Consider the following 19,275-nt stretch of genomic DNA (forward strand, 5'->3'; position numbering starts at 1 on the left):
GTCAGCGTCGCCGTCCTCGGATGGTCTGGACGATGTCGAACACTGCTGCTGCCGCGGCGGCTACTGCCGCGATGATGAGGCCGACGGGCAGGTCCGCTTCCACCCACTGGATGAGGTTGGTCAAGCCGACGGCTGCTGTGATGCCGAGCGTTGCGGCGGCGAGACGTCGGCGACCCGCGGGCCAGTCGGAGACTCGGAGTCGTCGGATCTTCGACGCTCCGCCGATGACGGCGAGGGCGAAGTACCAGGCGCCGAGCAGCCCGGCGAGCATCACGGGGAGGGCGATGCTGGTCATGATGAACACGTACTGGGAGTCGGCAGCCCGACCGGCGTTCCATCCTGCTGGCACGGCGATGGCGGTGAGCAGCACCCAGGTGGTAAGCAGCGTCAGCCGCTGCGTGGCGCGGGTTTTCGGCAGCCACGGGGGCCGGCGAAGACCCCGTTTCCGCTTCGGAGTGGTCCGGTTGCCGTGCGTGGTGTTCCGCTTTGCGGGGTTGCCGCTCACCCGTCGCACAGGTCGTCTCCGAGTTCAGTTGCACGCAGTTCGAGGATGCCGACGTCTGCCGCGTCGAAGTCCTTCGCGAAGGTCGCCAACGTGTACGCCTGGTCGTGGCCCTGCCAACGGTCGCGGCAGGTCTGCGTGTACACGGCGAGGACCTGCAGCTGCGCCTGCTGCTTCACGGTGATGGACGGCTGCGACTCTGCGCGTTCCGCCGCCCACGCACGGTACTGGGCACGGAGGTTCGGGAAGATGAGGCCGTCGGCGACCTTGTTCGCTGCGGCGTGGTCACGCTTGGCGGCTTCGTCCTGCTTGACGGTGAGGTAGTCGATGAACGTGTTCCACTGCGGCCCGTAGGACTCCTCGGTGGAGGCGATCAGCTGCTTCGCGTCGTCGGTCTGCAGCAGCTTCGCGTCGGACTTCATCGACTGGTTCCGGTAGTACGACGCGGTGTCTGCGTTCGCTGTGGTCTCCGACACCCAGGTTGACTGCACCGTGTAGGCGCCGAGGCTGACGATGCCGCCGACGAGCAGCAGAACGGCGACACCCCACAGCGCCGCCCGACGGTTCGCCGTGCGCGAGAGTCGTTTCGCTGCGACTGCGATCGGGTGTGTGCTGCTCATCGGGTGAGGAGCCGGTTCGTGATGGCGGACCGTACGTGCCCGGCGACCTGCGCTTCGGTGTTCCCGGCGTCGATGATGACGAAGCGGTCCGGTTCCGCTGCAGCGAGCTGCAGGAGGCCGCCACGCAGTCGCACACGGAACTCGTCGTGCTCCTGCTCGATGCGGTCCTGTTCGCCGCGGGAGCCCACACGTGCGGCGGCGATGGCGGGGTCCAGGTCGAGGAGGATGGTGAGCTCCGGCAGCGCTCCCCCGGTCGCCCACATGCTGAGGTGGCGGACCTCGGCCGGGTCGAGATCACGGCCGTACCCCTGGTAGGCGACGGATGAGTCGAGATACCGGTCCTGGATGACGTCGGTGCCCGCAGCGAGCGCCGGCTCGACGAGTGTGCGGATGTGGTCGGCCCGGTTCGCGGCGAACAGGAGGGCTTCGGTGTGGGAGCCCATCTGCTCGGTGAGGATGAGATGGCGGAGCTTGTCGCCGAGTGGTGTGCCGCCGGGTTCGCGGGTGCGGAGGACGTCGCGACCGAGGCTGCGGAGGTAGCGGCGGGCGTGGTCGGCCTGGGTGGTCTTCCCGGTGCCGTCTCCGCCTTCGAAGGTGACCCAGAGGCCGCGGTTGTTCAGTCGGTTCATGCTGCCTTCTCCTCGAGGCCGAGGAGGGTCTCTCCCGCGCGGTACAGGTCGGTGATGGAGCCGTCATTGACGAGGACGTCGTCGAACGTGTCGGCGGTGAGGGTCTGCTCGGTCGCGTGTCCGGCGGCGTCCGCCGTCGGAGCTGGCAGCGACGGTCGGTCCACCCAGATGAGGCGGCCACCGTGCGCGTGGACGAGGGCCTGCTCGTTGGGGAACCGGATCCCGGAGATGATGACCCCGGTGCCCGCTTCGCGGTACGCGACGACGGCACGACTGACGATGTTGGTCCACACGTCGTCGCCGATGATGAGCCGGCCACCGTCGTACCCGATGCGCTGCAGGAGCGCGCGGACCTCGGGGTGCTTCTTCGCTTCGGTGTACCCGCCGGCCATCTGCTCGTACTCGCGGTACCGGACGTACGAGTGCGTGACGGTGCGGCCGAGGAGGACGGCGAGCGCCTGCCGCTTCCGGACAGGCTTGGCGTAGACGATCGGGTTGACCGCGATGAGGAAGTCGCGGATCGGGGCCGACATGTTGACCTTGACGAAGCCGTGTCGGTCGACGAGGTGGTCGGCGATGGTGTCCTTGCCGGAGCGGAGGTAGCCGCCGAAGCCGATGAATGGGGCGAGCTCTGTGGGTGCTGTCACGCCCTGTCTATGCGGGCTGTGACGAACCGGCGGGGCTTAGCTGAGTCCGAGGCGAGTGCGAAGCCGTTCTTCCCCGCGGGTGAGCCGTGCTGGGCTGATGCTGCCGACGACGGTGACGATGTCGGTTCCGCTGAGGTTGTGGACGCCGTTGTCGGTGGTGATGGTGACCTGTTCCGCGCCGTACCGTTGGTAGTTGCTGGCGGAGGTGTGCGTGTCGACGTCGGTGATGATGCCGAGCGGGGTTCCGCCGTCGCTAGCCAGGGTGAGGCCGAGGTGTCTGTCGGAGAGGCCGTCCGCTCGAACGCGTCTCAGGGCGCGGGTCGCGCCGTGCAGCTCTGGTTCGCAGGCGCCGCACTGGCGAATGCCCGCCAGTCGGTTCTGCGCGTCTTCCCGGGTGTGAAAAGTGGGCAACGGCGGGCGGATCTCAGGGTCTTCTGCGAGCCGTTCCCGGAAGCGCTGCGTCCACGCGAGTTGCCGGTTGAGCACTGAGGTGAGGCCTGGGCAGCCGATGCGATGCAGGACCCGTTCCCGCGGCTTGTGTGGTCGCACGAGGACGATGCTCACCCCGCGGAGGAGCGCGTCACGGATGACGCCGTTTTCCTCTTCGATGATCCGGTTGACCTCGTCGTCGCTGGCAACCGCAGGTTTCGGTCGTAGCTCACGGACTGTCTGCCAGGTGGAGACCTCTCGGCTGATGACCACTCCGCCGCTGACCTTCGCCGTCTCCTCAGCGGCTGTGCGGTCCGCGGTCGGCTCGGCGAGCAGCGCCCACATGCCGCCGCGGTTCGTCGCGGCGGCCCATTCCACGGTGCTTTCCGACGGGTAGTCGCCGCTGTCGTCGACGGTGATGGCCATGCTGCCCAGTGTGGCAGTGCCCTCAGACGACGAAGCCGAAGTCGGCCACGGTCGCCGGTCCTTCGTAGCGCACCTCGAGGACGTCCCCGACCCGATGCACGTATGCAGTGCCGTTGACGGTGACGGTCTTCCCACTCTCAGTTGTGACGGTGACGGAGTCGCCAGCTGCGGTGATGACGGCCCGGTGGACGTCGTGGAGATGGCGGAGGTTGATGAGGACCCGCTGCGTGGTGACGCGTTCAAACAGGGGCCGGTTGGCGTGGACGGGTCCACCGCGGAGGCTGGTCCCAGCCCTGCTGACGCCGGCCGTTCCGTCGACGCTGGTCCAGCCGATGTCGGCGGCTCCGTCGATGCGAAGCACGCCGATGGCGGATTGCCTGCGGGTGAGCCGGATGACGGGTTCCGCGGCGGTGAGAGTCACGGCTGTGTCGAGGGTGGGCGCTTCGGTGAGTGCGATGGAAGCTGCGGGAGCGGGACGCGGTGCGGGGGTTGTCGGCGCCGCCGGTGCATTGCCGATGCGTAGCGGTGCGCCTCCTGCCGGCGCTGGTGCGGCTGAGCGTGGCCGGGTGAAGTCGAGTTGTGGCGCGGTGATTGCTGGTGCCGTCGCGGACGGGCGAGGACGGTCGAAGTTCAGTGCCGGCGTTGCTTGCGCAATGGGTTGCGGCCGAGGCGTGCGGCGGGTGATGAAGGTCCAGTTGCGGCGCGCGTGGAGGCTGGTCATGCGCCCTCCGTGGGGTGGTGCATCATGAACGCTCCGCCTGCGATCGCCGTACCAGCGACGATGACGGTGAGGGTCTGCTCGATGCCGAAGGTCGTGACGGCGAGCGCGAGGAGGAGCGCCGCTGCGGTGATGGCGAGGATGAGGCCGCGCATCAGATCGTGAACCCGAAGGTCTCGGCGACGGCGCGCACACCGCCGGTGTAGCCGCTACCGAGTGCTCGGAACTTCCACTGCCCCTTGTAGCGGTACAGCTCAGCGATGACGACGGCGTCTGCGTCTTCGATGCTGCTGGTGGTGATGTTCACGTGCGCGAGCTGTTCACCGGCGGCGGTGCTGATGTTCGCCCGGGCGCTGCGGACTGCTCGGAACGTCCCTGGCCGTCGGGGGTCGGGGTTGATGAACAGCAGAAACAGCAGGGTCTTCGCTTCGGCTGGGACAGCGGGGAGGTGGATGTCCACCTGCTCCAGGTCGTCGCCGGTGACGTACTGGACGGCGCCGGCGGCCGCGCTGAGCTGGTTGAAGAACGCGACGGCGTCCGGGTCGATGACCTGTTCGTCCTCGTCGAGGATCAGCACCATGGGGACGAGCTCAGGGTCGGGTGAGTTCGAGGTGATGACGTCCCAGCTGAAGCCGACGACGACGTCCGTGGGGGTCTCCCCCTGGTCTGTGACGACGATGCTGAGACCGTTGGTGAGGTTCGCGCTGCTCATGCTGGCCCTATGCGGAGCGAAGCGGCTCAGCGGGCAGCACGTCGGTGCTCGTGTCGGTGGTGAGGTCGCGGCTGTCGGAGATGGCAGCAGCGTGCATTCGCTGCTGCGCAGCGAGGTCGCCGAAGCCTGCTTCGTTCAGCCGGCTGTACAGGTCGAACGATGCGTTGAGGTAGTCGCTGGCGTCGGCTCCGCGGGGGTCGGCGTTCATCATCCCCGTGAGGTAGCGGTCGTGTTCGGCGATCACGCGGCGGAGGGCAGCGTTCTCGGTTGCGGTGTGGTCGGTCATCGGAGTGCCTGTTCGAGGAAGAAGCCGTTGGTGGTCATAGCTTGGAGCGCGTCGGTTCGCATCGTGTCGCCGAAGTCACGTGCTCGCTGTTCGAGGGCGAGGAGCTGCTCGCAGAGCATCGTGTCGCCTCGTCCGCCGTGCCGCTGGTCGGCGGCGGGTAGGCCGAGGAACAGGTTGAGTGTGTCGGGCACGAATGTGGCGATGAAGTGGTCGATGGCGACTTCGTGTTCGGGGAGGATGTCCCGACCTTCGAGGTCGTCGATGAGGGGCCGCATGCGATCGTCGATGCGCCGGAGGGTGGAGAACGCTGCGGGGCTGATGACCGCAGATGCCTGACGGCTGGCGGCGGCGAGGGTGTCGAGGTGTGCCCGGTAGCGGTCGGTAACACTCTGCGGCGCCAGCTGCACGGGGACGGGTGCGGTGTTCCCGCGGAACCACCCCATCATGCGGCTGCCGCCGGCGGGGACGACGGCAGGTCGAGGCGGCGGCGGACGATGTTCGCGTACTCCGGCTCCTGCTCCATGCCGATGGCGTTGCGGCCGAGGTCTCGGGCGGCGAGGAGTGTGGACCCGGATCCGGCGAACGGGTCGAGGACCGTGTCGCCGGGTTCGGAGAACACCTCCACCACGCGGCGCATCCACGCCTGCGGCTTCGTTGTCGGGTGCTCCGACTCCCCCTTCGTCTTCTTGATGTCGAACAGGTTCGCGATGTTCCGGTCGGGGTTGATTTGCCGCGTGCCGCCGGGACGCCTGGCGTAGAACGCAAGCTCAAACCGTGGCATGAGCATGCTTCGGCTTTTCGCGAACGACCCACCGCCGGTGAAGACGAGCACGTCGAGGATCTCGAAGCCGACGGTGCTGGCGATGGTGACCATCTCGGCGAAGGTGCGGTTGCCGCAGAACGCGACGAGGGTGCCGCCCTTGGGGAGACTGTGCAGCATCCCGTCGAACGCGGGGGTGAGGATCTCGGCGAACTTGGCTGAGTTGTGGTCGTAGTAGCCGCGGGTGTGGGCGCCCTTGCCGTGGTAGTTGCTGGCGATCTGGCCGAGCATCCGGCCGTGACGGTCGACGGCGTACGGCGGGTCGGTGATGACGACGTCGGCGGGCGTCGGCAGGAACTCCCGGCAGTCCCCTTCGTGGAACTGGACGGTGCCGGGAGTGATGATGTCGAGGTCGGTCATGCCGGCTCTATGCCGCGTGGAAGCTCGAAGCGGGCCCGAGACGGAGGACGTCCCGGGCCCGCTTCGGTGGGCTGCGTTACTTCGCTGCTTCGAGTGCCTTCGCACGCTCCAGCTGCGGCTTCGCCTGCTCGAGCTGGCGGGTGAGCGCAGAGATGTTGCCCTCGATGGCCTCGTTGGCGTTCCGGTTGAACGTGTCGATCTCGTCGAGGGTGGAGTGGATGTCGTTGAACGCCTGCTCGAGGACGGCGATGGCGACGGCGGGTTCGACGGCCTTCTGGTGGATGGCGACGGTGTTCTGCTTCAGCAGCGCACTGGTGGCGAGAATGGCCTGTCCGGTCGCTTCGCGGACCGCGTCGACGCTCTCCAGCACCTTCATCTGTGTGTCGAGGGCTGCTGCGGTCTGCATGGCGACTCGGAGGGCGAAGATGGTGGTCGTCTTCGCTTCCTCGACGGCCTTGATGAGCTCTTCGCTGTTCTTCTGCGTGAGGTTCATCGACATGTAGCCCTGCACGGCCACGGTCAGCTGGACCAGCAGCTGCTGGTGGCGCTGGTTCACCGCCTTGAGCATCTCCGACTCCATGGCGTCCGCAGCAGGGTTGTTGCCGGCGTTGCGGAGGGAGGCGATCTGGTCCTTGAGCTCGGCCTTCATCGCTTCGGCGAGGACGATGTACTCGTTGAGGGACCCCATCGCTTCCCAGAGGTTCGCCTTCTCCGTCTGCAGGTCAGCCCAGTCGCGCTTGAGTTCGACCTGGCCGGCTTCGAGGCTCTTGACGATGCCCTTGATCTTCTGGTCGGCGGTCTCGTACTTCTGGAAGTACTTCCGGAGCTTGTTGCCGCCGGGGATGAAGCCGAGGATCTTCTCCGACTTGGTCAGGTCGGCGGTGTTCGGCGTCAGGTCCTGCACGGTGGCGCGGAGGTCCGACAGCGTGCCGATGACCTTCGACGACGCGTCGCCTCCCTTCGACTTGAACGTTGCTGCGCTGCGGTCCAGGAGGCGGGAGGAGCCGGCGCCGGTGGCGACGATCTCCTTCGCGGCGAGGCTGTTGATGTCGGCGATCTTCGCGACGAACTGCGGAGAGTTGGGGTTGAACGTCGCCAGGTCAGCGACGAGGTCCTTCGCCTGGGAGCCGATCTCGAGTGCGCGGCCGGGCGCGACCGGGTCGAGCATCGTCTGCACGGAGTCGGGGGTCGCTTCGACGACGGGTTCGGGCTGCTCGAGCTTGAACGGGGCTCCGTCGTTCGACGGTGCGGCGAGGAGTGTCACGGTGAGGTCCTTCTGCTGGTGGGGTGAGCTGGGGACGGCGGGACGACTTCGAGGTGAAGGTCGTCCCGCCGTGAGGGGGTGCTGGTCAGCCGACGTTGACGCCGAAGTCGCGGGCGATGCCACCGAGACCGTTGGTGTAGCCCTGGCCGACGGCGGAGAACGCCCATCCGGAGCTGGTGCGCTCGAACTCGCCGAAGATGAGTGCGTTCTCGACTGCGCCCTCCTCGCGGAGGTCGTAGCGGAGGATCTCCTCGTCCGTCTCGTCGTTGGTGACGTGGATGTACGGCTTGCGGACCTGACCGAAGTTCTGACCGCGGGCGGCTGCGTCGTGGATGGTGACGGCGAAGACGATCTTGTCCACGTCGGCGCCGACCTTGGAGAAGTCGACGGTGATGACCTCGTCGTCGCCGTCGGCGTCTCCGGTGAGGTTGTCGCCGGAGTGGATGACGGAGCCGTCGGCGTGGACGAGCTGGTTGTAGAAGATGAAGTCGCCGTCGTTGCGGACCTTGCCGTTCTCCTTGACGAGGATCGCGGAGGCGTCGAGGTCGAACGGGTGGCCGTTGAAGGAGTTTGCCTGCCAGCCGAGGCCGACCTTGGCCTTGACGAGCGCGGGCGCTGCCTTCGCGAGGGAGATGAAGCCGCCCTTGTCGAGGGAGATCGTCATGATGTGGTGTTCCTGTTCTGTTCGGTCGAGGGTCAGTTGGTGACGGTGGCGAGGGCTGCGGGGACGAGCGCCTTCGCTGTCTTGCCGTTGGCGGGGATGCCGAGGGCGGTGAACTTCCAGCCGGTGCCGGCGCGGGTGAACTTCGCGATGACGTTGCCGGTGGTGTCGCCGTACTCGGCGAGGTTGTAGCGCGCGACTTCCTCGTCGTGTGAGGCGACGTCGTTGACGCGGGCGTAGACGTTCTGGACCTCGTTGAACCGCTGCCCGGTGTAGGAGGTGATGACGAAGACGACGGTGTCGATGTGCTCGGGGAGCTGGGCGAGGTTGATGAGGATCTGCTCGTCGTCACCGTTGCCGTCGCCGGTGCGGTTGTCACCGGTGTGGGTGATCGCGCCGTCCTTGCTGCTGAGCTGGCCGTAGTAGACGATGTCGATGGCCTTCTGGCCGCTGAGGAGGATCGCGGACGCGTCGAGGTCCACTTCCTTCGTGCGTCCGAACAGGCCACGCGGTGCGGCGTCCCAGCCGAGGCCGAGGCGGACACGGTGCAGCGGGGTGTGGTCTGCCTTCTCCAGGCTGATGGCCTGGCCCTTCGCGAGGTTGATGCTCATGCGGTTCCTTCGTGTGAATGGGTGCGGCTTCGTTGCGGCCGCACGGGGTCTATGCGGGTTCAGGGGAACCGGCTGTGGGTCGCTCGAGTCGGCTGCGTCGCGCGGCGTCCTCCGCGCTGCTGGCGGCCGTGACGCCAGGCGGGGTGGTCTGCTCGGGGTTGCAGCGCCCAGCCCTCGTCGATGACGAAGCCGGAGAGGGGCGCTCTTCGATGCGCGCGGCAGGCGTACCGGCGGGCGTCTCGTCTGCAGCAGCGAGCTCAGCCCCGTCCGGTCGCCGCCGGGTGTCGATCTCCTCGTGGGACAGTGCGGTGAGCATCAAGCCGCCCCTGGCATTGGTGATGGGTCTCGTCAGCGGCGGGGTGCCCGTCAAAATCCGAGGCCGTCCATGCGGTCGAGCGATGAGTATTCGGGGTTCGGGTCGTCGGCGATGAGCCAGCCTGCGAGGCGCTGACGGAGGGTGCGACGAACGGCCGTCGCAGTGTCTGTGCGACGGCCGTTCGGGGTGGGGCGCTGCAGCATTGGTGCTCCTCGTCTCTGCACCGCCTGTCGGGTGCGAGGAGTCCTATGCCGCGGAGGGTCAGTTGGCGGTGACGCCGGCCTTCTCCTCGCGGTTCTTCCGTGTGACAGAGGAGATCACCGCGGCGACGATGAGGACGACGCCGGTGAGGCCGGTGACCGCCTCGGGGATCTCGAACTTCAGCGACAGGATGAGCAGCGCGGCAAGGGCGCCGATGGCCCAGTGCGCGCCGTGTTCGAGGTACACGTACGAGTCGAGCGTGCCGGCCTTGACGAGGTGGACGGTGATGGAGCGGACGAACAGTGCGCCGATGATGCCGAGACCGAGCGCGATGATCAGCGGGTCGGAGGTGATGGCGAACGCGCCGATGACACCGTCGAAGGAGAACGACGAGTCGATGACTTCGAGGTAGAGGAACGAGAAGAACGCAGCCTTGCCGACGAGCTTGGTGACGTCGTTCGGTCCGGTGGACTCCTCGGCGTCCTCGTCGGGGCCGAACAGGTCGCCGAGGCCGTTGACGAGGATGTAGGTGACGATGCCGATGATGCCAGCGATGAGGACCTGTGCGGGGTGCTCGCTGATCTGCGCGCCGATGATGAGGGCGATGCCTGCGACCGCGTACGAGAGGGCGTTCAGGCGGCCGATCTTCGACAGCGGCTTTTCCAGCCACGTCAGCCACTGGATCTCACGCTCCTCGAAGATGTAGTCGAGGAACAGCAGCAGGAGGAACATGCCACCGAACGCGGCGATCTGCGGGTGCGCTTCGGTCAGGTAGTAGCCGAACGTGCCGTGCTCCTCCGGGGAGCCCTTCGCGAGTGCGAGCTCGAGGACCTTCGCCGGGTTCAGCCCGGTGGTGACGACGACGAGCAGCATGGGGAGGAGGAAGCGCATGCCGACGACGGCGATGAGCAGACCCCAGGTGAGGAAGATCTTCTGCCACTTGTCGGACATGTGCTTGAGGATGCGCGCGTTGATGACGGCGTTGTCGAACGACAGCGACACCTCCATCACACCGAGGATGGCGACGAGTCCTGCGACCTGCGGGCCGCCGTAGAAGTAGCCGACGGCGACAGCGATCGCCGAGATGATGAGCGCCCACTTGTGGTGGGCGAAGATGGACTTGAACACGTCGTTCCCGTTCGTGCAGGGTCAGCGGTGACGCTGACGGTGACTAGCCGGGACTTCCCCGGACGCCACCCCTATGCGACGGGTGCGGAACCGGCGGGTGGGCATGTCGAAGCCCGCCGGAGCGGGATGCTCGGCGGGCTTCGTTGGCTGTTGTGACTACTCGGCGTCTGCATTCTCGACGCTGTAGCCGAAGTCGGCCGCGTCGAGGCCGTGCATGAGCCAGCCGGCTCCGTTCTTGCCGGCGACGGCGGTGAGGCCGTTTCGGATTCGCTCCGATTCGTGGCGCAGACGCGACGTGTCGGTTCCCTCGGGGAGTTCTTCTTCGGCGGCCCATCCGTTGCTGAGCTCTTCACCGAGGGATGCCTGCTGTGCGACCTGCTGGTACGCGGCCGGCAGGGTGAGCCCGGCGCCGTCCTGCCGTTCGAAGACGATCGCTTCCGTGAACTGGTCGCCGGCGAGGTGCACCCATTTCGCCTCGTGCGTGGCTGGGGTGTACCCGTACACCTTCGCCATCTCGGAGTTGAACGCTTCCCGTGGTGCAGGGACAGACACGTTGCCTTGGAGGCGGAGGCTGTTGATCGACGCTGCCATTCCCTCGAGGGACAGGCCGTGCTCTTCCATGTCGTGAAGCTGTTCACCACCGGTGACACGGAGGGTCTTTCCGTCGTCGTGGAACTCGGCGGACCGAACACTGGAGAGATTCACCGTCTCATCGTAGGAAGGCTTCTCCGCCTCGAATCGTCCGCCGCCGGGCGTGCCGGCTGCTGCGTGGGAGCGGCCGTTGCTGTCGATGCTCATGCTTCGGATGTGTGCGGGGCGTTGGCGGCGCCGAAGTCGAAGTAGCCGCCGTCGTATGGTTCGTCGTCGTAGTAGGCGCTGATGAGCACGTCGATGTGTGTGTCGCCGCGGCGGAGGGCGTCGGTGAGGCGGTGGTGCCCGTCGGTCACCTCGAAGTGCGCGTCGGTGCCCTCGTGGAGGCAGAGCTCGACGGGTTGTCCGGTGCTGTCGCTGGTGCGGCCGGAGGTGATGGTGTTGACCATCGGCTGATGCTCGGCGATGAGGTGGCTCATCGCGATGCGTCCCCGCCACCACCCGCCGTATGGGTCGTCGATGAACTGCATGGCGGGGCGGGGGTCGGCCAGTTTCGGCAGGTCGCTGTCGCCCGCGAGGGGCGCCACGTTGGCGATGCGGTCTTCGAGCCGGGGGTGGAGCGTGTTCGTGGCGGCAGGTCTGGTCGGTGCAGCGAAGCGCCCGCCGTTGCTGGTGGGCGCTCCGTGGTCCTTCTCGCGCGGGGTCACGCCTGGTGTGTGCGCGGCGCTACTGCCACTTCCACAGGTTGGCTGGACGGCCGCCGCCGGTCTTCTTCATCCGTTCGGCGGTCCCTACTTGCGTGAGGTGTTCGTTCCCGCGGAGGGATCGGTTGAGGTTGCCGGCGTCGGGCTTCTTCCGAGTCATCTGCGCCGTGAGTGCGCTGGCGTCGGCAGTGCTGAACACGTCTCCGGTGAGCGCCTGCGTGAAGGGCTTGTCAGCCCAGAGCCGCGTGCGTGCGGTCTCTCGGGCGGCGTCGAGGATGGTGCCGTGGTCGAAGGGCAGCGCTGGTGTGGCATGCCAAGCGTTCCACCCGGTCGCTGATGCGTACGGTTCGACGACGGCGAGGAACGCGACACTGATCGCTTTGTCGCGGGGGTCGCGGCTCGGACCGTCGAACGCGCCGACCTGCACGAGGTGGCGCACCTTCGACGCGTCGATGCCGGCCTTGTCGTTCAGTGCCCGGAGGGCTGCCGCGGTGAGGGTCTCATCTGCACCGAGGAGCACTCCGGGGAGTGCGTGCTGGCCGGCGTACGGCTCGTACTGGCGTTCGGCGGTGCCGAAGACGAGTTCGGCGGTTCGGCTGTCGAAGTAGACGGGCACGACGTCGATGGCGATGAGCGGCTGCTGGCGGTCGGTCATGGTGTTGTCCATCTTGACGGGTCGAGCGGGCAGACGGTGTTCGTCTGCCCGCTCAGTGTTGGTGGGTCAGGGGCTGGCTCGGAGGAGGCCGCGGGTCTCCATGAGGAGCCGGCCGAGGAGGTTCTCGCCCTGCCCGGTCTTTTCGTCGACACCCCAGGTGCGGTCGCCCCAAGTGTTCGCTTCGACGAGGTCGGCATTGCCGGTCGCGAGGAGCAGCTGGCGGAGGTCCGGGTCGGTGAACTTCGTCTGGACGACGAGGCGCATCACCCCGAGCTTGATGTCCTCCCAGTCCGGTCGGAGCGGGACGGAGCGACCTTCGTACTTCGCCTTCGCCGGCGTTGGCGCGTCGAGGATGCGTCGCTGCCACGCGGGGTCGTACGTCTTCGCGACCTGGAAGCGGTGCTCCCCGGTGAGGCCGTCCTTCTCGACGAAGAAGTTCGACAGGAAGAACGCCTCACCGCGGAAGCCGTAGATGCGTTCCGTCATCGCGCCGTTCGCGCTGCGCGGGCGGCGCGCTGCTCGCGGAGGGTGGTGCGGACGTCGGCGAAGGACACCGGGTTGATGAACTCGCCGTCCTGCCACACCGGCTGGATGAGGGAACGGTCCTCGTCGGCGGGCGTGGCCTGCTGGATGAGTTCGAGGTCACCGTCGATGCCGGTGACGACGGCGAGACGACCCTTGGCGCTCTTCTTGCCGGAGCCGGTCTTCGGGTCCTTCTGGATGTCCACGGGCTGGCCGTCGACCTGCGCCCAGGTGGCCTTGACGGCGCTGGCGAGGCTGTCGCGGGTGCGGTACTGGTAGGTGAACGACCCGATGCCGAGGACGACGTTCGTGGACGCCCATCCCTTCGCGGCGAGGCGCTCGAACGTGCGCTGGGCGCGGTCGAGGGTGATGCTGTCGCCGTAGATGAGGCCGATGCGCGGGTTGAGGACCTTGAAGCCCTTGTCGTTGACGGTGGAGCCGAACAGGTCGCCGAGGACCTCGATGGAGCCGAGTTCTTCGGAGGTGAGCTCCCCGGCTGCCTTCTTCGCTTCGTATTCGGCGCGGTTCTCGTCGGTGACGATGTACGTGCCGGCCATGATGTCCACCGGGTCGCCGGAGTCGGGGCGGATGACGAGCTTCCCGTCGCGGCCGAGGATGCGGTCCTTCAGCTGCGGGAGGGTGACGTTGAGGACGTTCCAGTAGTCGTAGCCGTCGCTGACGGCGGAGACGATGCCGGTGGGGAACGCGTCGAGAACGGCGTGGAACGTCTCGAGCTCGCCCTGCTCGCCTCGGATGCACATGACGGAGTGCTCGGTCGCGGGGACGGAAGCGCCGACCCAGCCGTTCTCCCCCGGGTAGTACCGGTCGATGAAGTCGAACGTCGGCATCGTGTCGGTGCCGAGGAAGGACAGCAGGTGGCCGGCGCCGGAGGCTGCTGAGGATTCGAGGCTGGTCTGGCCCCGCATGGAGAAGTCGTGCGCCTGGAAGTCGATGGCGGCGGTGTCGCCGCCGGTCTTCTCCGCCCATCCCTCCATCAGGTCGCGGTACACGGTGGCGATGGTTGCGGAGGTGGAGGGGTGCCAGATGGAGGCGGACAGGGCCGTCTCGATGTAGTTCGGCAGCCAGAAGAAGTCCGGGTGCGTGTTCTCGATGAGGATGGTGGGGACGCCGAACGGGACGAGCGTGCCTTCGGGGAGCCCCTTCACCAGCAGCGGCAGGTAGCCGAGCCGGTGGAGCGCACGGACGTGGTCGGAGCCGATGTTGTTCGGGCCGAAGTACGACAGCAGCACCCGGTCGAACTCCTCGGCGACTTCGTCCTCGGTGGCGGCGAAGAACGGCGCCCACGTCTCGACGAGGTAGTTCTGCAGGAATGCCTGCAGGCCGAAGTGCACCGCGTGGCTGGCTTCCGGGAGCAGCTTGTTGGAGCGGTTCGTCCAGTTGATGAGGATCCGTTCCGTGCCCTTCGGGTAGACGGTGCGGTGCGACTGCTTGTACCCGTCGACGGCGAGGAGGCCGGCGATCTTGGTGGGTGCGGTCGGGGTGCCGAGGCGGGTGGCGGGTGCTGCTGTCGTGGTCATGCTGCTCCTATGTGCGGACGGGGCTACTTGTAGAGGTTGGTGGCGCCGGTGTCCATGCGGACGGTGCCGTCGCTGTCGATGGTGGGGCGACGCTCGCTGCGGGGAGCGGAGTACGCCTCGAGCTTCTCGATGCGGATCTGGTCGCCGTTGGTGATGACGCCGGGCACGCAGCTGTAGACGCTGTCGTTGTTGTCGGCGTCCTTCGCCTTGATCTCGACGATGTCGCCGGCACCGTTGTCGATGGTCATGGTGACCTTGTAGCGACGGAACGAGCCGTTGCCGTTGGACTGCGCGGAGTAGGCGACGGGGACGATGCGGACGATGTTGGGGTTGAGGGCGATCTCGATGACCTCGTCGGCGATCCCCTTCTTGCCGGTGCCGCCGCCGCGCTTGACGTCACCGAGGTGCTTGACGGCGCCGTCCTTGGTGGTGGCGGTGAACTTGCGGTCGTCCTTGGTGCCGAACTGGGAGACGGTCTCGACGTGTCCGTCCTTGTACTGCACGAGGGCGTACACGTCGTAGTCGGTGGTGTCGGGCCAGGAGATGGTGATGGTGATCTTCGGCGTCTTGGTGAGGCTGATGGCCTGGCGCTTCTCGAGGCTGATGAGGCCGTGGGCGGTGCCCAGGTCGGTGACTCCGACGGCGGGCACGACGGCGGGCGTGCTGGCTGCCGTGGCGGTGGTGGTCTCGGTGCTCTTCTTGCCGAATCCGAACATGGGTGGTCCTTCGTGGTCGGGCGTTTTGGGGCCGGTGGTACCGCCTCGTTTGGGCGGCGGTGGGTCCTATGCCGTCTGGGCGGGCTCCGCCGTCTGGTAGGCCGTGATGGTCGCCAGGCGGAGGTACGGGTCTGCGTTGACGGTCCGGAACGACGCGTAGCGCGGGTCGGTGTCGTCGAGGCCGGTGGGCTTCGGGTTCGGTGCGTACGAGTTGGTGGACCAGATCTCTCCGAAGTGGTCGGCGAGTGCTGCGGCGCGGTCGGTGAACACACCGTGGGTGACGTAGAGGCCGAGCCGTTCCTTCGAGAGACCGGTTGCTGCGGCGAGGCCCATGAAGGTGCCGCCGCCGTCGCAGATGTCGTCGACGACGAGGAAGCGGCCGGTGTCCGGCAGCGGTTCGCAGGTGAAGCCGGAGAGCTGGCGGGTGTCGGGGTCGCGGTGCTTCTCGGCCTTGTAGACGGGGAGGTGGCAGATGTCGGCGACGGCGGTTGCCCGTGCGACTGCGCCCTTGTCGGGGGCGATGATGCCGTCGTAGCGCTGCGGCTGGTCTCGGTCGGCGCGGCCGACGACGTACTTGCGGACGAGGTGGTCGCTGGAGACGACGGTGAGGTTGTTGATGAGGCTGGGCATCACCGGTGAGTGCGGGTCGAGGCAGATGACCTGGTCGAGGTTCATGGAGTTGATGAAGTCGGCGTAGACCTTCGCTCCGAAGGGGTTCCCGCGGTCCTGCCGGGCTCCGGGGAGGTACGGCAGCTGGAGGACGGTGCGGCTGCCGGCCTGGTGGCATGCGTCGGCCCACATGGCGACGGTCATGAGGTCGTTGGCGTCGGCGCCGTCCATGCGGGCGACTTCGGTGAGGGGGCCCTTGCCTGCGTTGTCGGCGGTGCCGAGGATGTGCCGCTCCCCTGCCCAGAAGGTGTGGGGCGTGTACGTCGGCGTGGTCGTGTAACCGGGTCCGATGTGCGTGGTGAGGGTGACGGTCATTTGGGCCTCGTTCGGAAGTGATGGGTTCTTGTCGGCTTGACTAGTACCTGCGAATATACGCGGTACTGGTCAGTCCGACAAGAACTCCTCATAGTCGTCGGCGTGTCGCCCATGGCGCAGCCGATCCCTGCCCTCGCTCCGGTCATTGCCGGCAGCGACGATTCGGGTCAGCAGGACAACGAACCGGAACACGATCCCCAGCAGCAGAACCCCAACCACGACCCAGACGACGAACCCTGCGGCCGTCATGCCGCGCCCGCCCGCGGTGCGCGCGCGGCGAGCCTGTCGGCGACAGCGTCGCGAACCGACCGGTCCTCACTGTCCGGGAGCAGCTCGTTGAACCGGCCGAACAGCTGCTCGATGCGGCCGTCAGAGCTCACCTCCATGTTCGCGATGAGGACGTCCTCGCGGTACAGGCCGAGCAGGGTGGTGACGCCATCCACCGCTTCACGTGCGTAGCCGGCGATGCAGTTGTCCATCGCGTCGCCCCAGTCGTACAAGTCGCTCGTCCGGGCGGCCGCTCGGAGCCTGCCCGCTTCGGTGTGCAACCCGTCGAGTGCGCGGGCGTGCTCGGTCGGTGGGATGGGTACGTCCGGGGCCTCTGCTCGTCGGAGCAGCCGTGAAAGGTCGTCGTGCAGTCCTCGCCATGTCCTCGGCTTCCGCACCTCGTCCGTCACCCATTGCTGGTCGGGTCCGTACGTCAGGTTCAGTTCACGGACGCAACGAAGAGCGTCGGTGATGGTCAGCGCGTCGTCGCTGAAGCCCCAACCATCGCGGGGCTCGTCAAGCACTTGGGTCTGCAAGAGCAACCGACGGCGGGCCGTGGGCGCGACGATGGCGAACAGATCGTGGAGCGCTCGGCGGTCCCAGTGCTCAACGCGGCCGTCCTGCTGCATGTACTCGACGAGGTGGTCAACCGGGACAAGGCCACGAACCGCGTGCGCGACGCCGGCGCGCATCGGATCGACGGTCGCCGAAGCGCGGATGAGGTCCTTCCGGAGAGCTCGCTGACCGAACAGCTGCTCAGCGACGCCTCGCGCCGTGCTCTGCCGCCAGACGTGGGTGAGCCCTGTCGGTGCGACCGGCTGCTCTGTGAATCCGGGACGGTACCGAAGAGGACGCCCCGCCAATGCAGGGAAGGCGAGGCCTGTGGTCAGCTCGGGCAACAGCGCGTCGACGAGTACCGAAGGGACGTCACCGACGTTCCGGCGCCAGAGCCGCTTCAGCGCCTCGGCGACGAGGGGCTGGCATCTGAGCGGTACGAGGTCGTGAATGACCGCGGTGCGGTTCCCGAAGATCGTCTGCGCCTGACGTCGCTGGTACCGGTACACGTGCAATGCGCGCCGGCCCGAACGGTTCCGTCGGAGGGAGAAGGTGATGCGGTCCCCTCGCTGCCATCGGAACCACGGCTTTCCTGTGCTGGAAACCCCCGTCACCTGCGTCGAGAATCCGATGCTGACCGTCTCCGGCCGTTCGATCATCATCGTGGCGGCGTCCGGGTACGTTCGGCGTTCCACCCAGTAGGTGGGGTTGTCGTGCTGAACTGCTTGCCTGCGGGCCATGTCTCCTCCGGGATTCACCGCGTGGTCTCCCCGTCTATGCGCGGCATCGGACCTGTGCGGGATCCTCAGGTGCACAACACCTGCCGGTAGGGTCTTTTTGTCGCCTTGAGCGGCGGGAGCATCGAGGAGAGTGGGCGCATGCCGGCCGGACCCGATTGGGCGGAAGACATAGCGGAGGTCGTCGCGGGTCTCCGAAGTCGCGGCGGCTGGTCGTCGAAGGCGTTCGCCCGTTCGGTCAACCTGGTGTTCCGGAACTCCGTCAAGACCGTGTCTGAACAGGGTCGGCTCGACCAGTTCATGCCGGGTTGGCGTACGAACGCAGACGAAGCCACCCTCGAGGACCTCCGTGTCGGGGTCGGGTCGCTGCCGGTTCTCGCCCGCGCCAACGCCGCGGGCTACGACATCACCGCGGACGCGACCGCGCATCCGCTTCTCGACGTGCTGAACCGTCATGCTGACGACCTGGCAGCGCACCACCGTGCAGCCCTCGCGGCGCTCGTGCCGCTTCCGAGCCGACAGACGCGGCAGCCGAGCAAGCAGAAGCACGCACTCCACGACAGCCTTCGCGCCTCGGTGTCATCGGCGCCGCGTCAGCCACCGGCGCAGCCTTCACATGCACCGGTGAGTGCTGCGGCAGGAGTCGGGAAGGTCTTCCGGCCGAGCCGAAAGCTACAGCCGCCGACCCCGTCCGGATCAAGCCCGTTGGCCGGGAAGTGGGTGCAGGCAACGAGCGACCTCATCACCCTCAACGTCTTCGTCGTCTCCGTCAGCGATGAGGCTGCTGCGGTCAAGGTCTGGACACCGACGACCGGGCGCACACGGATGATAGCCCTGGCCGAATGGAGCCTCGTCGTCATCGACGACCCGCGACGGTAGCCGCAGCATGGTGGATCAGAGCACAGCCGTTGTGGCTTCCGCCGTGCCGATGTCTGGCCTCGCTACGGGTTAGTCCGCTCGACCCTGCTCCACAGCGAGCGCGTTCGCCATTGTCTCGTCGGTTTGTTCGACACCGCCGGCGTTGATCAGACGGAACAGCTCCGCCTCCTCCTCCATCGAGCCCAGGTGCGCTTCGACGACCGAGAACGGGTTGCGGAGGAAGCTCCGCTGGAAGGCGATGGTGGTGTCCTTGAAGAACACCCCCGGCGCTGGCCACCCTGGCACGTCGGTCGTCTCGGCAACGTCTTCGTCGTGGAGCCATCCTGAGGGGATGGCGTAGTCGGAGCGGACGAACCCGCGGAGGGCTTCGATCCGCTGCTTGCCGTCGACCACGTTCACGACTGCGTCGGCACGGCCGGGGTGACGTTCGTACGGCTGCGTGTTGATGGTGATGCTTCCTGCCGGCAGGCCGATGAGCACCGACCGGACCAGGTTTTGCTTGCGAGTCTCGTCCCATACGGACCCCCGCTGATATGGGGCGTCGAGGATGAGTTCCGACTCGTTGTCGTCGTCGTCGCGCGTCAGGTAGGAGATGGCGCGGGGGCCCTGGTCGAGTTTGAGTCGCTCGAGCGGGGCGTCGTCGAACGTCAGCCCTGTCGGCGGGGCTGGTGTCTCGTGGAGGGTGATGTCGTCGTCGGTGCGTTTGTGTGCGCCGAAGCGGGTGTCGTTGGGGGCTCCGCCGACGTCGCGGCCGCGGATGATCTGGTCGGTCATGACTGTTCTGTGTGCGGCCGGAT

At 67.2% G+C, this 19,275-nt stretch carries 26 protein-coding genes; 1 reads left to right on the top strand and 25 read right to left on the bottom strand.

Going from position 1 to position 19,275, the window contains the following annotated elements:
- Window position 1: 1 nt before the first annotated feature.
- The 24 genes from DEJ19_RS21770 to DEJ19_RS21885 form a co-directional block, all read right to left on the bottom strand.
- Window positions 2-295, bottom strand: coding sequence for a hypothetical protein (locus tag DEJ19_RS21770; protein WP_284176612.1), 294 nt, complete (start codon window positions 293-295; stop codon window positions 2-4).
- 206 nt (window positions 296-501) lie between these two features.
- Window positions 502-1,122 carry a hypothetical protein gene (locus tag DEJ19_RS21775; RefSeq protein ID WP_111232410.1) on the bottom strand — a complete coding sequence of 207 codons (621 nt, stop codon included), beginning with the start codon at window positions 1,120-1,122 and terminating at the stop codon, window positions 502-504.
- Window positions 1,119-1,751, bottom strand: a complete 633-nt coding sequence (gene tmk, locus DEJ19_RS21780) for a dTMP kinase (protein ID WP_111232409.1) — start codon at window positions 1,749-1,751, stop codon at window positions 1,119-1,121. Before tmk ends, DEJ19_RS21775 begins: the two co-directional genes overlap by 4 nt.
- Window positions 1,748-2,398, bottom strand: a complete 651-nt coding sequence (locus tag DEJ19_RS21785) for a deoxynucleotide monophosphate kinase family protein (RefSeq protein ID WP_111232408.1) — start codon at window positions 2,396-2,398, stop codon at window positions 1,748-1,750. The genes tmk and DEJ19_RS21785 overlap by 4 nt, the downstream gene beginning before the upstream one ends.
- 36 nt (window positions 2,399-2,434) lie before the next feature.
- Complete coding sequence (locus DEJ19_RS21790) at window positions 2,435-3,253, bottom strand: hypothetical protein (protein WP_111232407.1); 819 nt, start codon at window positions 3,251-3,253, stop codon at window positions 2,435-2,437.
- 22 nt (window positions 3,254-3,275) lie between these two features.
- Window positions 3,276-3,674 carry a hypothetical protein gene (locus DEJ19_RS21795; RefSeq protein ID WP_111232406.1) on the bottom strand — a complete coding sequence of 133 codons (399 nt, stop codon included), beginning with the start codon at window positions 3,672-3,674 and terminating at the stop codon, window positions 3,276-3,278.
- Between the two features lie 296 nt (window positions 3,675-3,970).
- Window positions 3,971-4,126 (bottom strand): hypothetical protein, encoded by a 156-nt coding sequence (locus DEJ19_RS21800; protein ID WP_181441461.1) that lies wholly within the window; start codon window positions 4,124-4,126, stop codon window positions 3,971-3,973.
- Window positions 4,126-4,683 carry a TerD family protein gene (locus DEJ19_RS21805; RefSeq protein WP_111232405.1) on the bottom strand — a complete coding sequence of 186 codons (558 nt, stop codon included), beginning with the start codon at window positions 4,681-4,683 and terminating at the stop codon, window positions 4,126-4,128. The genes DEJ19_RS21800 and DEJ19_RS21805 overlap by 1 nt, the downstream gene beginning before the upstream one ends.
- Window positions 4,684-4,690: 7 nt before the next feature.
- On the bottom strand, window positions 4,691-4,969 hold the full coding sequence (locus DEJ19_RS21810) for a hypothetical protein (RefSeq protein ID WP_111232404.1): 279 nt from the start codon (window positions 4,967-4,969) through the stop codon (window positions 4,691-4,693).
- Window positions 4,966-5,415 carry a hypothetical protein gene (locus tag DEJ19_RS21815; protein ID WP_146250591.1) on the bottom strand — a complete coding sequence of 150 codons (450 nt, stop codon included), beginning with the start codon at window positions 5,413-5,415 and terminating at the stop codon, window positions 4,966-4,968. Before DEJ19_RS21815 ends, DEJ19_RS21810 begins: the two co-directional genes overlap by 4 nt.
- Window positions 5,412-6,149 carry a DNA-methyltransferase gene (locus DEJ19_RS21820; protein ID WP_111232402.1) on the bottom strand — a complete coding sequence of 246 codons (738 nt, stop codon included), beginning with the start codon at window positions 6,147-6,149 and terminating at the stop codon, window positions 5,412-5,414. Before DEJ19_RS21820 ends, DEJ19_RS21815 begins: the two co-directional genes overlap by 4 nt.
- A gap of 76 nt (window positions 6,150-6,225) precedes the next feature.
- Complete coding sequence (locus DEJ19_RS21825; RefSeq protein WP_111232401.1) at window positions 6,226-7,413, bottom strand: toxic anion resistance protein; 1,188 nt, start codon at window positions 7,411-7,413, stop codon at window positions 6,226-6,228.
- Window positions 7,414-7,498: 85 nt separating this feature from the next.
- The gene (locus DEJ19_RS21830) at window positions 7,499-8,077 is read right to left on the bottom strand and encodes a TerD family protein (protein ID WP_111232400.1); all 579 of its coding nucleotides are present in this window, start codon (window positions 8,075-8,077) and stop codon (window positions 7,499-7,501) included.
- Window positions 8,078-8,109: 32 nt separating this feature from the next.
- Window positions 8,110-8,685, bottom strand: coding sequence for a TerD family protein (locus tag DEJ19_RS21835; RefSeq protein ID WP_111232399.1), 576 nt, complete (start codon window positions 8,683-8,685; stop codon window positions 8,110-8,112).
- Between the two features lie 577 nt (window positions 8,686-9,262).
- A complete protein-coding gene (locus tag DEJ19_RS21840; protein ID WP_258377330.1) occupies window positions 9,263-10,330 on the bottom strand; it encodes a DUF475 domain-containing protein in 1,068 nt (355 codons plus the stop codon).
- Between the two features lie 156 nt (window positions 10,331-10,486).
- The gene (locus tag DEJ19_RS21845; protein WP_111232398.1) at window positions 10,487-11,128 is read right to left on the bottom strand and encodes a hypothetical protein; all 642 of its coding nucleotides are present in this window, start codon (window positions 11,126-11,128) and stop codon (window positions 10,487-10,489) included.
- Window positions 11,125-11,628: a hypothetical protein gene (locus tag DEJ19_RS21850; RefSeq protein WP_111232397.1), complete on the bottom strand. Its 504-nt coding sequence runs from the start codon at window positions 11,626-11,628 to the stop codon at window positions 11,125-11,127. Before DEJ19_RS21850 ends, DEJ19_RS21845 begins: the two co-directional genes overlap by 4 nt.
- A gap of 19 nt (window positions 11,629-11,647) precedes the next feature.
- Window positions 11,648-12,280: an NUDIX hydrolase gene (locus tag DEJ19_RS21855; RefSeq protein WP_146250590.1), complete on the bottom strand. Its 633-nt coding sequence runs from the start codon at window positions 12,278-12,280 to the stop codon at window positions 11,648-11,650.
- A gap of 66 nt (window positions 12,281-12,346) precedes the next feature.
- Window positions 12,347-12,766 carry an NADAR family protein gene (locus DEJ19_RS21860; RefSeq protein ID WP_111232395.1) on the bottom strand — a complete coding sequence of 140 codons (420 nt, stop codon included), beginning with the start codon at window positions 12,764-12,766 and terminating at the stop codon, window positions 12,347-12,349.
- Window positions 12,763-14,340, bottom strand: coding sequence for a nicotinate phosphoribosyltransferase (locus DEJ19_RS21865; RefSeq protein WP_111232394.1), 1,578 nt, complete (start codon window positions 14,338-14,340; stop codon window positions 12,763-12,765). Before DEJ19_RS21865 ends, DEJ19_RS21860 begins: the two co-directional genes overlap by 4 nt.
- 23 nt (window positions 14,341-14,363) lie before the next feature.
- Entirely contained in the window at window positions 14,364-15,056 is a 693-nt protein-coding gene (locus tag DEJ19_RS21870; RefSeq protein ID WP_111232393.1) for a TerD family protein, read from the bottom strand.
- Window positions 15,057-15,122: 66 nt separating this feature from the next.
- The gene (locus DEJ19_RS21875) at window positions 15,123-16,040 is read right to left on the bottom strand and encodes a ribose-phosphate diphosphokinase (protein WP_111232392.1); all 918 of its coding nucleotides are present in this window, start codon (window positions 16,038-16,040) and stop codon (window positions 15,123-15,125) included.
- Window positions 16,041-16,109: 69 nt separating this feature from the next.
- Window positions 16,110-16,289, bottom strand: coding sequence for a hypothetical protein (locus tag DEJ19_RS21880; RefSeq protein ID WP_111232391.1), 180 nt, complete (start codon window positions 16,287-16,289; stop codon window positions 16,110-16,112).
- Window positions 16,286-18,055, bottom strand: a complete 1,770-nt coding sequence (locus tag DEJ19_RS21885; RefSeq protein WP_146250589.1) for a PcfJ domain-containing protein — start codon at window positions 18,053-18,055, stop codon at window positions 16,286-16,288. Before DEJ19_RS21885 ends, DEJ19_RS21880 begins: the two co-directional genes overlap by 4 nt.
- 249 nt (window positions 18,056-18,304) lie before the next feature.
- On the opposite strand from DEJ19_RS21885, the gene DEJ19_RS21890 reads away from it, so the two are divergent.
- A complete protein-coding gene (locus DEJ19_RS21890) occupies window positions 18,305-18,478 on the top strand; it encodes a hypothetical protein (RefSeq protein WP_181441460.1) in 174 nt (57 codons plus the stop codon).
- Window positions 18,479-18,547: 69 nt separating this feature from the next.
- Here the strand turns inward: DEJ19_RS21890 and DEJ19_RS21895 are convergent, their stop codons facing one another.
- Entirely contained in the window at window positions 18,548-19,252 is a 705-nt protein-coding gene (locus DEJ19_RS21895) for a DUF262 domain-containing protein (RefSeq protein WP_111232389.1), read from the bottom strand.
- Between the last annotated feature and the right edge of the window lie 23 nt (window positions 19,253-19,275).

The organism is Curtobacterium sp. MCSS17_016, from assembly GCF_003234255.2.
Classification (GTDB): Bacteria; Actinomycetota; Actinomycetes; order Actinomycetales; family Microbacteriaceae; genus Curtobacterium; species Curtobacterium flaccumfaciens.